The organism is Marinobacter sediminum, from assembly GCF_016820575.1.
Classification (GTDB): Bacteria; Pseudomonadota; Gammaproteobacteria; order Pseudomonadales; family Oleiphilaceae; genus Marinobacter; species Marinobacter sediminum.
Genome location: NZ_JAEMQH010000002.1, coordinates 949,946 through 963,242, shown reverse-complemented (window position 1 = coordinate 963,242; position 13,297 = coordinate 949,946). Strand labels below are relative to the sequence as shown.

The window sequence follows — 13,297 nt, the reverse complement described above, 5'->3', positions numbered from 1 at the left end:
CCGGTCATTAGCGGGTTTCCAGAACCTCAAAGGTCAGGCCCGCCTTGCTGGTCAAGCGGTCCATCAGACTACCATTCAGCAGGGAGGACGGCGTCCAGAAACCGCCCTCTTTCTCGGCGGGAATGTCGAAGGCCAGGCACATTCCGGCTTCGCCCAGCATCTTGCCGGTTGAACCGTAGCCCGGGTCCTGGTCGCCGGTTACCTTGGTGATGATGGTTTTGCCGTCCTGGGTACGGCCCACAAAGCGCAGGTCGTAGTACCCGGCTTTCTGGGCTTCCGGGCCGGGCCCTTCGCCGGGCTGCGGCACGAACTTCTCTACCAACCAGCGTGTGGGTTTGATCGCCGACGCCGTGAAGAAAGCGCCAAGGCCGCCGGTGATGCTGTAGGCGGCCAACCGCCCCTTCATGCCCCGGCCCGTCATCATCGCTTCATCGTAGGTGAATTCCTTCCCGTAACGCGCGTTCTGTAGCCCGTTGGAACGGTGGACGATGCGGGTGTTGATCGCACCCATCACAAACGGCGCCAGCCAGACGTCGAAAGTCTTATCGTACTCGGCGCCCTTGAGGCTGGGCTGGCGAGCCTCGGAGCGATGTCCCGCTGGAGAAATTGAAAACGGGTTAGCCAGTTCTTTGCGCAGTTTGGGATCCGCACCGGCTTCTTTGGCGATGTTCATCATGGAAGCGACGGTGCCGCCGGAGAACTCGCCCTTGAGCGCTTTTACCCGCATCCGGACATCCTGGCACGGTTCACCAAATGTCTGCTCGGCTTGTTGCTGCAGGAACCAGACACCCATATCGGACGGAATGGAATCGAAGCCACAGCAATGCACGATGCGTGCACCGGAGGCTTTGGCCTCGTCCTCATACCGGTCGACCATCTTGCGGATCCATTGCACTTCCCCGGTAAGGTCGCAGTAATCCGTACCTGCACGCACGCAGGCCTGAACCAGCGGCTCTCCGTACAGGGCGTAGGGGCCCACGGTGGAGATAATCACTCGGCTCTGGGCACACATGGCCTGAAGCGCCTGCTCATCAGCGGCATCGGCCAGGATGACCGGAAGATTTTTGGCCTTGCTGCCGAGATCGTTTTTCAGGGTATTCAGTTTGGATTCGGAACGGCCGGCTATGGCCCAGTTTACCGTTTTCCCTAGTCCGTAGGTCTCAAGCAGATATCGGGTGAGGATTTGGCCAACAAAACTGGTGGCGCCAAATACGACCAGATCGTAGGTCGTTTCTGCTGATTTAGTCATTGCTTATCCTTTGCGTTTTATATGATTAGGTTATGAACCGATCGTGCGTTGCGCGCGGGCATCCATCACGACCATAAACACTGCAACACCCAGACCCCAGAAGCCGTTAAGCAGCAGGCCACCCACCCAGGTCTGAGCAGACGCCTCAAGGCCTTTTAAAGGGAACACCACCAGCATGGCAACGGCGGTTGGCCCGATCGCACCCACCAGAACATGGCCGAGCCAGTACTTGGCCCCGGCCAAACGGCCAACAAGAAGCCAAAGCAACATACCCCAGAGCCCACCGAAGAAAGCCAGGGAGAGAACTGAGGGTACGCCCAGTGGCGGCACTGGCGATAAATTGAACGGTGCCATTGGCACCATGTCAGCCAGAAAGAACACCATGAACAACCCCTGGTGAAAGATCAGGGTTGCAATAAAACCGGCGAAAAAAGCCTTAATCCAGACCATAATGGGTCCCTGTCAGTGAATTATTCTTTAGTCTTAAGTAGTTGATTCTGCACAGCACCGCAACACACTGCAAATGTTATTGCCGATGCTGTGTCTGCGCCTGCATTCCATGCAAACCAAGTCATTCCCGTCGGCTGGGCCAATCGCTTACAGTCGTTAATCGGGCACACTGAGTTGCAGAACTCATGATGACGCCGAGGAGGTATAGATTGATCACAACTCTGGTGATAGTAAGCCTGATTCTTGCCGTCTTCAGTGGCTTTCTGTGTTGGCAGGTCATTGAGCAACGAAGGATGATCGGGCAGATGATGGAGTCCGACGACATTGACGGCGAAGCTCCCGACCCCGAGCTGGTGCTAACCCTACGAGTACTGGATCCCATCGCCATCGCCAAGCGGGAATCCCGCTCGGGTCGCATGCTTGCCGACAAGCTGCCGGTCATGGTGCGGAAAATGGTTTACCAGGAAGTGATGAAAGAGCTGGAGACCGAGATGGCGGAGCGGGAAATCGATGTTCAGATGCACATCGAATACCGCTAAGGGGCAATCGATATGATGAGCACTTCCCTGATCGTTCCGGCAATCCTGCTACTCGCTTCGCTGATCGCGCTGGGCTTCACGCTGAGCCAACTACAAGCTTCTCGACGGCAACTGAGGATTCTTAACGCTCGACGGATTGCCGCCCAGAGCAACATCCAGAAACGCCGGATGGAACTGCAGGAGGTCCGCAATCGGGCCAAACTGCTTGAGGACACGGTTTCCGGCGGCACCAGTGCTGTTGAAAAAGTTCATAGGGCGATTTCCAGCACCACATTTGGCCTGATCGACCTATTTTCCCGAGACGAGGAATTCCGCCAGAGCGCCCGAAAAGCGCGTGAAACCCACGATCAAACCAGCAAAACGGTGTACAAAACCGTCCGAACCACCAACAAAGCCCTGCACATTCTGGCCGACACCCTGATCATCGGTAAGGCGGAAAAACAACTTGCCTCGAAAAGGCCCGGCGCAAGCGACACCCCCAAGACCGGTAAATGATCCGTCTGGCGGCTATCAGAGCTTGGCGTAGTGCTGCAACACAACGTCTACCGTGACCGTCAGCTCGCTCAGCTTTGCCGCCCTCTCCCGGCCCTCGGCGCTGGCACGATAAAGATGTGGCGTCATCGCCAGCAAATCCGCAATCACCTCCTGCCCCCTCAGGGTCAGGGTGTGGCGAACCGACTCCGATGCGGCCAGTTTGAAGCCTTCCGGCGCGGCCTCATTCCTGGACTTTTCCGGTTTTAGCTCCGGGTAGATGATTTCCCGCAGCTCCCGAAGGTGATCCGGTCCTGCATCTACCTGCAACACAAGACCACCTGATTTCAGGACCCGATGGAATTCACCGTAAACCGGAAAGCCGAACAGGCACAGCACAGCATCCAGCGTGCAGGGCAATACCGGCAGGTTGGCGTTACTCCCCACCACCCAGCTCATCTGTTTGTCCTGCTTGGCAGCAGCCAGCACCGCCCACTTGGAAATATCCAGACCAACTACCGCAACCTCGCGGCTTTCTGGCTGAGATTCGGCCAGGCGCCGAGTGTAATAACCCTCACCACACCCGGCATCCAGTAGACGTACCACGTCCGATTCCGGCAAGCCGCCGGCCACAATTCGGTTCACAGCATCAGAGATGGCATCGTAGAAGCCGGCATTCAGGAAACGCTGGCGCGCGGCCACCATCTCTTTGCTGTCGCCAGGCTCACGGGACCGCTTCTTTTGCACCGGCAACAAGTGCACATAGCCCTGTCGGGCGATGTCAAAGCTGTGCCCGGATTCGCAGCGCCAGCTATTGCCATCGCGGTGCAAAGTCTGGCCATCGAGTGGACACGCCAGTGCGTCAAAAGGAGTGAGGGGCATGGGAAAGATTCCGGCTATCAGGATGGTTCGGTGACTCTGGCAGGTCTATTTTATGACCGCCCAACAAAAAAGGCACCCGAAGGTGCCTTTTTCAAGCGTCCAGAAAGTTACAGAACTTTCTTCAACTCTTCTTCCAGCTGCGGTACTGCTTCAAACAGATCCGCTACCAGGCCGTAATCAGCCACCTGGAAGATCGGTGCTTCTTCGTCCTTGTTGATCGCGACGATCACCTTGGAGTCAGACATACCAGCCAAGTGCTGGATGGCACCGGAGATACCCACGGCAATGTACAGCTGCGGAGCAACAATCTTACCGGTCTGGCCAACCTGCATGTCGTTCGGTACGAAGCCAGCGTCGACAGCAGCACGGGATGCGCCAACAGCAGCACCCATCAGATCGGCTACCTGCTCCAACATTTTGAAGTTGTCACCGTTCTGCATGCCACGACCACCGGAAACAACGATACCGGCGCTTGCCAGATCTGGACGGTCAGACTTGGCCAGCTCTTCGCTTACGAACTGGGACAAGCCAGCGTCTTTTACAACGTCCAGCTGTTCGACAGCTGCGGAGCCACCTTCACCAGCGACTGGGTCGAAAGCGGTCGGGCGAACCGTGATTACTTTGATGCTGTCACTGGATTTTACAGTGGCAATCGCGTTACCTGCGTAGATCGGGCGCACGAAGGTATCTTCGGACTCCACACGCATGATGTCGGACACCTGCGCAACGTCCAGCAGTGCAGCAACCCGTGGCATAAAGTCTTTGCCCACGGTACCGGCAGCGGCCAGGATATGGCTGTAGCCCTTGCCTACTTCGGCAACCAGCTCACCCAGGTTTTCACCCAGGAAGTGGCCGTATGCAGCGTTGTCGGCAACCAGTACCTTGTTAACGCCTTCAGCCTTGGCAGCAGCTTCTGCAACGGCACCGCAGTTCTCGCCGGCAACCAGTACGTCGATGTCTCCGCCGATGGCCTTGGCGGCCGCTACAACATTCAGGGTAGCCTGCTTCAGGCTGCTGTTGTCATGTTCAGCAATTACAAGGATGCTCATTTAGATCACCTTCGCTTCGTTCTTCAGTTTATCGACGAGCTCTGCAACGTCTGCCACTTTCACGCCGGCCTGACGAGAAGCAGGTGCTTCAACCTTCAGTGTGGACAGGCGCGGGGCGATGTCGACGCCCAGATCAGCCGGGCTCATGGATTCGAGCGGCTTCTTCTTCGCCTTCATGATGTTCGGGAGCGAGGCGTAACGCGGCTCGTTCAGGCGCAGGTCTGTGGTAACAACCGCCGGCAGGTTCAGAGACACGGTCATCAGACCACCGTCTACTTCGCGGGTTACGTTGACCTTCTCGCCTTCAACAACCACTTCTGACGCAAAAGTGCCCTGCGCCATGCCAGTCAGTGCTGCAAGCATCTGGCCAGTCTGGTTGTTGTCGGAATCGATGGACTGTTTGCCGAGAATAACCAGCTTCGGCTCTTCTTTCTCGACAACACTTTTCAGCAGCTTGGCCGCTTCGAGGGACTGAACCTCTTCGTCGGTTTCCACGTGGATACCACGGTCTGCGCCCAGGGCCAGTGCAGTTCGGATCTGCTCCTGTGCAGCTTTCGGGCCGATAGAGACCACCACGATTTCACTGGCAACACCCTTCTCTTTCAAGCGAACCGCTTCTTCAACCGCGATTTCACAGAACGGGTTCATTGCCATCTTGACGTTGGCGAGATCAACACCGGTGTTGTCCGGCTTGACGCGCACCTTTACGTTGTAGTCGATTACTCGTTTTACAGCGACCAGAACCTTCATAGATTCCTCGTTCTTCTACGATGGGTTTAAAGACTCGCAATCAGAAACACTCTTTTGCGACCCCGCAGCTGCGGACCTCGGAGTATTCTTGATTCCTGTAGTTTCGGTATGAAGCCAGAATTATGGGTCTTCACGCCGAACGTTACAAACAGCTTCCTCACGCGGGGCCTGCTGTCACGGCGGACTAATACTGCAGGCAAAGGGTGAACGGGTCAATAGGCCCGCTCGACGCGTCAGGAGCGATTTTCAGGCCAATCAGCCGTTGTTGACTCGGCCGGGCAGTGAGACGATACTAAAAAACGCCTCAGAACACACGATGTTTCGGTGTACACGTACAATGCCAAAGGAGAGGCAGAATTTCAAACAAACGTTTGTTTGATTCAGCAAATACGATATCCTTTCGGTTAATAGTCGGTGTGATCGGCTTTGGGCAGTCGTCTATAGGCAGTTTTACCGGTATGATGGCGCCCCAGAATTCCGCCTGCGGGCACACAATATCCATTAAAAGAAGTTTGAGGAGACCAACGTGGAACGCGAATCGATGGAGTTTGATGTTCTTATCGTCGGCGGCGGGCCTGCAGGCCTGTCGGCAGCTTGCCGTGTCATGCAGTTGGCACAGGAAGCTGGCGAAGAACTCACCGTATGCGTGGTAGAGAAAGGTTCCGAAATCGGCGCGCACATCCTTGCCGGTACCGTGTTCGAGCCCACTGCCCTCAACGAACTCTTCCCGGACTGGAAAGAGAAAGGTGCCCCGCTGAACACACCGGTCACCCGGGATGACATTTTCCTGCTGAAGAACCAGGAGAAAGCGACCAAGATTCCGAATGGCTTTGTGCCGAAAAACATGCACAACCACGGCAACTACATCATCAGCCTGGGCAACCTATGCCGCTGGCTGGCTGAACAGGCCGAGCAGCTGGGCGTTGAGGTTTACCCTGGCTTTGCTGCCTCCGAGACCATCATTGAAGATGGCCAGGTTAAGGGCATCATCACCGGTGATATGGGCGTAGCCCGTGACGGTTCCGAGAAAGACGGCTACATGCCAGGCATGGAGCTACGCGCAAAGTACACTCTGTTTACAGAGGGCTGTCGTGGTCACCTGGGCAAGCGCCTGATCAACGAATTCAAGCTGGACGAAGGCAAGGATCCGCAGCACTACGGTATCGGTATCAAAGAGCTGTGGGACATTGATCCTGCCAAACACGAGCCAGGCCTGGTTGTGCACACCACTGGCTGGCCGCTGAGCGAAAGCGGTACGACCGGCGGTTCTTTCCTTTATCACCTGGAAAACGGCCAGGTTTACGTCGGCCTGATCACTGATCTGTCCTACAGTAACCCGCACCTGAGCCCATTTGAAGAATTCCAGCGCCTGAAGCTGCACCCGGAAGTCTCCAAGTACCTGGAAGGCGGCAAGCGCGTGTCCTACGGCGCTCGTGCTATCAGCAAGGGTGGCTACAACGCCCTGCCGAAGATGAGCTTCCCTGGCGGTCTTCTGCTTGGCTGTGACGCCGGCACCCTGAACAGCTCCAAAATCAAAGGCTCCCACACTGCCATGAAATCTGGCCTGCTGGGCGCGGAAGCAGTCTTCGAGGCCCTGAAAGAAGGCAAGAGCGGTGAGGAAATCACCAGCTTCCAGCAGCGTTTCGAAGACAGCTGGCTTTACAAGGAGCTATACGCGGAACGTAACTTTGGCCCGGCCATGCACAAATTTGGCAACTTCGTCGGTGGTGCGATCGCATTCGTCGAGCAGAACATCCTGCGCGGCAGTCTGCCATTCACCTTCCACGACACAACACCGGATTACGCCACGCTGAAGCCGGCCTCTGAAGCCAAGCAGATCAGCTATCCGAAGCCAGACAACAAGTTGACCTTCGATCGCCTGTCCTCGGTGTTTATTTCCAACACCAACCACGAGGAAGATCAGCCGGTTCACCTGAAGCTGACCGATCCGGACATCCCGCTGAACGAGAACCTGCCGAAGTACAACGAACCGGCACAGCGTTACTGCCCGGCCGGGGTTTACGAAGTTATCGAGAAAGAAGACGGCAGCGGAAAGAAGTTCCAGATCAACGCCCAGAACTGTGTTCACTGCAAGACCTGTGACATCAAGGATCCTGCACAGAACATCAACTGGGTAACGCCGGAAGGTGGCGGTGGTCCCAACTACCCGAATATGTAAATTCGGTTAGCGAAAAAACGGCCCTTTGTTGGGCCGTTTTTTTGCCCTGATTTTCTTCCAGGCATAAAAAAACGGCTCCAGTTGGAGCCGTTTTCGCAGAAACTTCAGAAAAGCTTAGTGAGCGTGACCGTGCTCTTGCTCTTCGTCAGTCGCATCGCGCGCTTCGACAACTTCTACGTCGAAGTGCAGGGTCTGGCCTGCCAGCGGATGGTTGGCATCGATAGTAACGGTTTCATCGCCAACTTCTACAACGCGAACTACCTGGGGGCCGCCCGGAGTCTGCGCTTGGAACTGCATGCCAGGCTCGATGGTGTCGACGCCTTCAAATGCAGAACGGGGAACCGGCTGTACCAGCTCTTCGTTCAGCTCACCGTAACCTTCAGCCGGCTCAACAGATACCTTGACCTGGTCGCCAGGGTTCTTTTCATTCAGTGCACTTTCCAGTCCACCGATAATGTTCTGAGCACCTTCCAGGTATGACAGCGGCTCACGACCTTCTACACGGGAGGAGTCAAGCTGCTCTCCCTGATCATTGGTGAGCGTGTAATGGATGGTGACAACACGAGGTTGGGCCATGTGATCTCCTTGCGTGTCGCAATGACTGTTTAATTGAATTAAGGCAATCGAAAGTGATCTTGAACAGCCGGACTGCACAGAGGGACTGACGACCACCGGGCCTCGTTAGAGAGCCAGGCTCGTAACAAGTATGAAAACACAGTTTAACAACTGACTGAATGCGTTTTCTACCGTCATTGATGGGGACGCGGTAAGGGTTTTCAACCACCCTACCCGATTTTGTAGAAATTTCCGTTACTAAACACGCCGAGCTCAGGCCCAGCCTGCCCCTGACGTTCAACCACATGCTCTGCCAGATCGTAAAAAGCAGCGGTTAACAGTCTCGCTGTAACACCGTGGCGCACATGAATGATCGGGCGCGGCTCATCAGTGCCAGAGTAGCTGCCTACCTCCAGCGGGTGGTCATCACCAACCGCAAGAACTTCGCCAACGTTGGTGGTCAGCTTGATGACCTGTTCTGCCCCGTCAGCTTCCACTGTCAGGGAATGAGCCAATAAGGGGGCATCTTCCACCTGGATGCGCCATTTTTCCACCGGCGTGACCAGATAAAACTCGCCATCGTCTTCACGACGCAGGATGGTTGAGAACAGACGTACAATAGCCTCACGGGCAAGCGGCTCACCCTTGTAGATCCACTGACCGTCCCGGGACACGCGCAAATCCATGTCGCCGGACAACTCGGGGTGCCACTGATCAAGTGGCGGCAGTCCTGATTTGCTTGCAGTTTGCTCAACCTGACTGGCAATAGTTTCCGGATTCTGACTCATGCAACAACTCCCGCTAACATCGAAAGAACGGCTATAAGCCGCGCATCCACTCTGCCCGGAGCGGTGCCGCTCCGGGGTTGGTGATGGCGAAATTGACCTGCTCGAGCATTTTCTCTTTATCCCGCCCCAAGGTGCCCTTTAGAACGAGGTAGTTTGAAGCGTGGTCGCTCCGAAAGATCGTTCGGTCGAGATCCAGATGTTCCAGGAACAATCGAATCTCTTCGAACAAGCCCTGCTGGGACAGGGGTACGAAGTCATCCCCGAATCCGGATCGGAATCGCTCTTCCCCCTGAGGGAAACTAACGACCAGGGTCGACAGGTAATCGGGCTGGGTTTCGTTACACAGGGTTGCGGTGTTAATGGCGTGCTGCCGCGACAGACTCTCCCCGCCCAAGCCATTGAGCACCATCACCGAGCTGGTCAGGCCAGCTTTACGGATCTTCACCAGCGCCGAACGGGTGGATTCCCAGGATTCGCCCTTGTTTACCCGGTTCAAGACCTCGTCGTCTCCCGACTCCATGCCCACGTACAGAATCTGCAGACCGGCTTCTTTCAGCTGGGCTAGCTCTTCCACGGTCTTCTTGGCCAGATTACGGGGCAGACAGTAGCTGGACACACGCTGCAGGTCCGGAAATGCAGCCCTGAGATCAGCGAGAATTTCCAGCAACCGGCGGGTCGGCAATACCATTGCGTCGCCATCAGCGAGAAAGACCCGCCGCACGCCACCCAGGCTGCGGGCCGCCTTCTCAATGTCGGCGCGGACATCCTCGGGCTTGCGGGCCCGGAATTTCTTCTGGGGCTGCGTGTACATCTCGCAGAAGGTGCATTTGTTCCAGGAGCAGCCGTTGGTAACTGGTAATATCAGTGACTTGGCTTCACTTGGCGGTCGAAAGACCGGCTCGACGTAATCAATGGGGAAACTGTACATAAGAGTGACTCAGCACATCACAGTGGGTGCGTTAGAACGAAAATTAGGGCAGAAACTGGGCTTTCAAGTCGGCACAACCGGGTCCGACCACCGGCATATCCAATACCACCGCCTGGGAGGTCATGAACGGGATGCCATGACGATGACCATCCACCAGCAACGTTGAAAGACTGCCGACCAAAGGCATGTGTGCCACCAGTAACAGCGGCGAGGAGTTGTGCTCCAGCAGCGCCTCCAGGCATAGCCCGGGGTCATCGTCCGGGGTCAGGAACGGCTTTTCCTCCACCGGACAATTCAGGATTTCGGACACGATGGCTGCGGTTTCGCGCGCCCGCACATACGGACTGGTCCAGATCAGCTTTGGCCGCCAGGGCGAATCCGCAATCTGAGCGGCACACTCGGCAGCATGAAGCCGGCCGACTTCCGTCAGCTCCCGCTCCTGGTCCAGGGTATGCCAACCCGCTTCACCATGGCGCATCACGAGCACTTGCACTGGCAATCCTCCGGTACGTGTGCGTTACTGAGTGATGGTGCGGGGCAGAATGAACTCCACGTCGGAGTTCTGCACCGCCATCATCAAGCTGTTAATGACTGCCTTGATCGACGCGTTGCCGTAAAGGATTTCATACAGACCGCGAACCAGCGGCATATAGATGCCAATCGCCTCGGACTTTTCCTTCACCAGCTTCAGGGTGTAGATACCCTCGGCCACCTGGCCCAGCTCGGCAACGGCGTCATCCAGGTTCTGGCCTTTGCCGACAGCGTAACCAACCCTGAAATTCCGGCTCTTGGATGAGGTGCAGGTCACGATGAGGTCGCCAACACCCGCCAGCCCCATAAACGTCATGGGGTTTGCCCCCAGGCTGACGGCAAAGCGACTCATCTCTGCCAGGCCACGGGTAATCAGCATGGCCTTGGCGTTCTCGCCCATGTCCAGGGCCGATGACAGGCCCGCAACGATGGCGTAAATATTTTTCAAAGCACCTGCTAATTCAACACCATAGATATCAACGTTCGCGTAAACTCTGAAGTATTCACAACCCAACAAATCTTGAGCGGTGCGGCGTACATCCGGGTCCTTGGCGGCAATTACCGTGGCGGTCAGGTCGCGGTTAACGATTTCTCCAGCCAGGTTGGGCCCACTCAACACACCAATACGGCAGCGGGGAATCTCCTCCTGAAGAATCTCACTCATCAGTTTGAAGCCGTGCTCTTCGATGCCCTTCGTCAGGCTGATAACAATCTGACCATCGCGGAACTCATCAGAGTGTTCCCGAATTACAGCTCGGAATGCTTTGCTGGGAATGGCGACAAATACGATCTCGGCCTTGCCGACAGCTTCGGCCAGATCGGTGGTAGGCAGGACATCTCCGCTCAATTTAACATCGGGCATGTACCGACTGTTGATGGAGGTGGTGTCGATTTCCTCAACTTGGGCCGCATCGCGCATCCAGAAATGCACGCGATGACCGTTTTCCGCCAGCACCTTGGTCATTGCGGTACCAAAGCTGCCGCCGCCAAGCACCGCTACGTCGTGCACCGGAACGGCGTCCCCATTACTTTGAGGTCCATTTTTCTCAGGCATAGTTAATCCGTTGTGTTATCTAGTCGGGTGAGAATCTGGAAGATGCCGAGTCGGCACAATGCCTTTAACTGGGCTCTTCACACTCAAGGGCACGCACCAGACTCTTGAACTCTTCCCTGTTTCGACTGTTCAGGCCCATTAATACCTTGTGAGCATCAAGGACTTTATCTCGAACTTGTTGTTCGCTGGCTTTCAGTACAGGGATTTCTTCAAGCTCTTCAATGCGGGACGCGGGCTCCCTGACAATGATGAATATCTTGTCGAACCCCATGGAAGTGATGATGCGGGTAATATCCGGATTGGTGGAAATCAGAGTGGCCAGAAAATGACTCTGCTGCTGAGCAGCCATGCCGATCTTGGCCAGCAAACCCAGCGTGGTGCTGTCGATAATCTCGGTTTCAGTGAGATCAATGACCACCGTCTTGAATTCGGGATCCTGGGTAATGGACTCAACCAGATTATCCAGCGTTGAACACAGGTTCAGCCGGATCTCTCCAATAAACTTCAGGACATAAATGCCCTGTTTTTCAGCTTGCAGGATCTTATAACCAGCCATGCTTCACACTGCCACTATTTCGACGACCTGTTGACTGAATCCATTATGGCGTCAGATACCGAGACGATCGCTATATCATCCGGTAATTCCGTGATCTCGTCGAGATTTAGAGCCTCGCTCAGGGAGCCGATAGTGTGACGACCTCCCGACACGAGTTCAAGTAGTGTCCTTTCCTTTTCATCCAGGCTTTTTGCCGGGATGACCTCTAAAATTCCGTCCGAGAACAGAGTTAACCGAAACGGTTTGTCTAGGGAGATTTCGTAAACCTCCCACGTTGGTGTCTCAAAGAGCCCTACTGGCAGCCCGCTTCCCTCCAAGAAAGCCGCGTCTCCACCCTCGAATGAAAGAATCGGCATCGGGAAATGGGCCCCAACAGCATACGTCAATGTACGCTCAGCGATGGAAATAATGCCAACAAATACGGTTACGTGTTTTCCGAGCCCGGTATCCAGCAATTCCGAATTAATGCGTTCCAGTAAACGGTCGGGGTACAGTATGTCATCACTGGAGTGTCTGCGAAGATTGCGCTGCAGACGATTGGTCAGATTCTTTAGCAACACGGTTACAAACGCAGAGCTCGCCCCATGGCCGGAGACATCGGCGATGTAGACCAAAACCTGATTCGGCGAAATCTGGAAATAGTCCAGAAAATCGCCACTCAGATACAGCGACGGCTTGATCAGGTGGTCTATCTTCAGCCCTAGCAGATCCTCGACCCGGTCCGGAAGCATTTTTAGCTGCACTTTTCGACCAGCCCGCTGATCGGCCCGCAGTTCGGCGATGCCATTACGCAGGTCGCGATTCGCCTCCTCCAGCTCGTGGCGATACAACTGGTTGAGCCGATTCACCCGAACCCGATCAAACAGTTTCTCGATCACATCGTCCAGTGCGCCCTTGTCGTTATTGCAGGGCTTCAAGACAAAGTCGGCCGCGCCGGCCCGAAGCGCAGCGACCACATCGGCACTGGATTCACTGGTGGAACAGCAGACAATGGGGGAGAAGACGTCCGCCTCTTCCAGCCGCGCGGCCAGGCCTTTGATCGATTCCGGCGGCAGATCGGCGAAGATCACGTCGGGAGCATTGTCGTCGAACAGGGTCTTGGCAGAGGCAACACTGGGGTATCCGGAAACGTAAAAGCCTCGGGCTTCCAGATAGCGGGACAGATCCGTGCGGGCCGTTTCATCGGCGTCAATAATGAGAATGCGCTCAGTGCGCGAGGTCATGGCTACTGCCCTAAACTACCAGCGATAAAAGAAAAATTGGCTTTAATAAGCCTATTCTGGCACGACCCTGTGATATAACAAGGCCAGTTTGAT

15 protein-coding genes are annotated in these 13,297 nt (G+C 55.6%); 3 read left to right on the top strand and 12 right to left on the bottom strand.

Going from position 1 to position 13,297, the window contains the following annotated elements; translation table 11 throughout:
- Positions 1-7: 7 nt before the first annotated feature.
- Entirely contained in the window at positions 8-1,249 is a 1,242-nt protein-coding gene (locus tag FGO67_RS11230; RefSeq protein ID WP_203300776.1) for a saccharopine dehydrogenase family protein, read from the bottom strand.
- Positions 1,250-1,279: 30 nt separating this feature from the next.
- Entirely contained in the window at positions 1,280-1,699 is a 420-nt protein-coding gene (locus tag FGO67_RS11225) for a hypothetical protein (protein ID WP_203300775.1), read from the bottom strand.
- Between the two features lie 209 nt (positions 1,700-1,908).
- On the opposite strand from FGO67_RS11225, the gene FGO67_RS11220 reads away from it, so the two are divergent.
- Positions 1,909-2,238, top strand: a complete 330-nt coding sequence (locus FGO67_RS11220; RefSeq protein ID WP_203300774.1) for a hypothetical protein — start codon at positions 1,909-1,911, stop codon at positions 2,236-2,238.
- Positions 2,239-2,250: 12 nt separating this feature from the next.
- The gene (locus FGO67_RS11215; RefSeq protein WP_238942336.1) at positions 2,251-2,733 is read left to right on the top strand and encodes a hypothetical protein; all 483 of its coding nucleotides are present in this window, start codon (positions 2,251-2,253) and stop codon (positions 2,731-2,733) included.
- Positions 2,734-2,748: 15 nt separating this feature from the next.
- On the opposite strand, the gene FGO67_RS11210 is transcribed toward FGO67_RS11215, so the two are convergent.
- The 3 genes from FGO67_RS11210 to FGO67_RS11200 form a co-directional block, all read right to left on the bottom strand.
- The gene (locus FGO67_RS11210; protein WP_203300773.1) at positions 2,749-3,591 is read right to left on the bottom strand and encodes a putative RNA methyltransferase; all 843 of its coding nucleotides are present in this window, start codon (positions 3,589-3,591) and stop codon (positions 2,749-2,751) included.
- A 107-nt stretch (positions 3,592-3,698) separates the two neighbouring features.
- Positions 3,699-4,640 (bottom strand): electron transfer flavoprotein subunit alpha/FixB family protein, encoded by a 942-nt coding sequence (locus FGO67_RS11205; RefSeq protein ID WP_203300772.1) that lies wholly within the window; start codon positions 4,638-4,640, stop codon positions 3,699-3,701.
- On the bottom strand, positions 4,641-5,390 hold the full coding sequence (locus tag FGO67_RS11200) for an electron transfer flavoprotein subunit beta/FixA family protein (protein WP_041338405.1): 750 nt from the start codon (positions 5,388-5,390) through the stop codon (positions 4,641-4,643).
- Positions 5,391-5,916: 526 nt separating this feature from the next.
- On the opposite strand from FGO67_RS11200, the gene FGO67_RS11195 reads away from it, so the two are divergent.
- Positions 5,917-7,569 carry a 4Fe-4S dicluster domain-containing protein gene (locus FGO67_RS11195; protein ID WP_203300771.1) on the top strand — a complete coding sequence of 551 codons (1,653 nt, stop codon included), beginning with the start codon at positions 5,917-5,919 and terminating at the stop codon, positions 7,567-7,569.
- Between the two features lie 114 nt (positions 7,570-7,683).
- Here FGO67_RS11195 and FGO67_RS11190 read toward each other — a convergent pair whose 3' ends face one another.
- The 7 genes from FGO67_RS11190 to FGO67_RS11160 form a co-directional block, all read right to left on the bottom strand.
- On the bottom strand, positions 7,684-8,145 hold the full coding sequence (locus tag FGO67_RS11190) for an FKBP-type peptidyl-prolyl cis-trans isomerase (protein WP_203300770.1): 462 nt from the start codon (positions 8,143-8,145) through the stop codon (positions 7,684-7,686).
- A 209-nt stretch (positions 8,146-8,354) separates the two neighbouring features.
- On the bottom strand, positions 8,355-8,912 hold the full coding sequence (locus FGO67_RS11185; RefSeq protein WP_203300769.1) for a DUF1285 domain-containing protein: 558 nt from the start codon (positions 8,910-8,912) through the stop codon (positions 8,355-8,357).
- 31 nt (positions 8,913-8,943) lie between these two features.
- Complete coding sequence (locus FGO67_RS11180) at positions 8,944-9,840, bottom strand: radical SAM protein (protein WP_203300768.1); 897 nt, start codon at positions 9,838-9,840, stop codon at positions 8,944-8,946.
- Positions 9,841-9,883: 43 nt separating this feature from the next.
- Complete coding sequence (locus tag FGO67_RS11175) at positions 9,884-10,333, bottom strand: histidine phosphatase family protein (RefSeq protein ID WP_203300767.1); 450 nt, start codon at positions 10,331-10,333, stop codon at positions 9,884-9,886.
- A 24-nt stretch (positions 10,334-10,357) separates the two neighbouring features.
- Positions 10,358-11,425 carry an NAD(P)H-dependent glycerol-3-phosphate dehydrogenase gene (locus FGO67_RS11170; RefSeq protein WP_203300766.1) on the bottom strand — a complete coding sequence of 356 codons (1,068 nt, stop codon included), beginning with the start codon at positions 11,423-11,425 and terminating at the stop codon, positions 10,358-10,360.
- Positions 11,426-11,489: 64 nt separating this feature from the next.
- On the bottom strand, positions 11,490-11,981 hold the full coding sequence (locus FGO67_RS11165) for an STAS domain-containing protein (protein ID WP_203300765.1): 492 nt from the start codon (positions 11,979-11,981) through the stop codon (positions 11,490-11,492).
- Between the two features lie 14 nt (positions 11,982-11,995).
- Positions 11,996-13,204: a PP2C family protein-serine/threonine phosphatase gene (locus tag FGO67_RS11160; protein WP_203300764.1), complete on the bottom strand. Its 1,209-nt coding sequence runs from the start codon at positions 13,202-13,204 to the stop codon at positions 11,996-11,998.
- Positions 13,205-13,297 lie beyond the last annotated feature (93 nt).

What these genes read in the sequence shown, in the direction of transcription:
- FGO67_RS11215 (WP_238942336.1), top strand. Translation starts at nt 2,251, where the DNA reads ATGATGAGCACTTCCCTGATCGTTCCGGCAATCCTGCTACTCGCTTCG.
- FGO67_RS11230 (WP_203300776.1), bottom strand. Translation starts at nt 1,249, where the DNA reads ATGACTAAATCAGCAGAAACGACCTACGATCTGGTCGTATTTGGCGCC.
- FGO67_RS11185 (WP_203300769.1), bottom strand. Translation starts at nt 8,912, where the DNA reads ATGAGTCAGAATCCGGAAACTATTGCCAGTCAGGTTGAGCAAACTGCA.
- FGO67_RS11170 (WP_203300766.1), bottom strand. Translation starts at nt 11,425, where the DNA reads ATGCCTGAGAAAAATGGACCTCAAAGTAATGGGGACGCCGTTCCGGTG.
- FGO67_RS11225 (WP_203300775.1), bottom strand. Translation starts at nt 1,699, where the DNA reads ATGGTCTGGATTAAGGCTTTTTTCGCCGGTTTTATTGCAACCCTGATC.
- FGO67_RS11205 (WP_203300772.1), bottom strand. Translation starts at nt 4,640, where the DNA reads ATGAGCATCCTTGTAATTGCTGAACATGACAACAGCAGCCTGAAGCAG.
- FGO67_RS11210 (WP_203300773.1), bottom strand. Translation starts at nt 3,591, where the DNA reads ATGCCCCTCACTCCTTTTGACGCACTGGCGTGTCCACTCGATGGCCAG.
- FGO67_RS11200 (WP_041338405.1), bottom strand. Translation starts at nt 5,390, where the DNA reads ATGAAGGTTCTGGTCGCTGTAAAACGAGTAATCGACTACAACGTAAAG.
- FGO67_RS11180 (WP_203300768.1), bottom strand. Translation starts at nt 9,840, where the DNA reads ATGTACAGTTTCCCCATTGATTACGTCGAGCCGGTCTTTCGACCGCCA.
- FGO67_RS11165 (WP_203300765.1), bottom strand. Translation starts at nt 11,981, where the DNA reads ATGGCTGGTTATAAGATCCTGCAAGCTGAAAAACAGGGCATTTATGTC.
- FGO67_RS11160 (WP_203300764.1), bottom strand. Translation starts at nt 13,204, where the DNA reads ATGACCTCGCGCACTGAGCGCATTCTCATTATTGACGCCGATGAAACG.
- FGO67_RS11190 (WP_203300770.1), bottom strand. Translation starts at nt 8,145, where the DNA reads ATGGCCCAACCTCGTGTTGTCACCATCCATTACACGCTCACCAATGAT.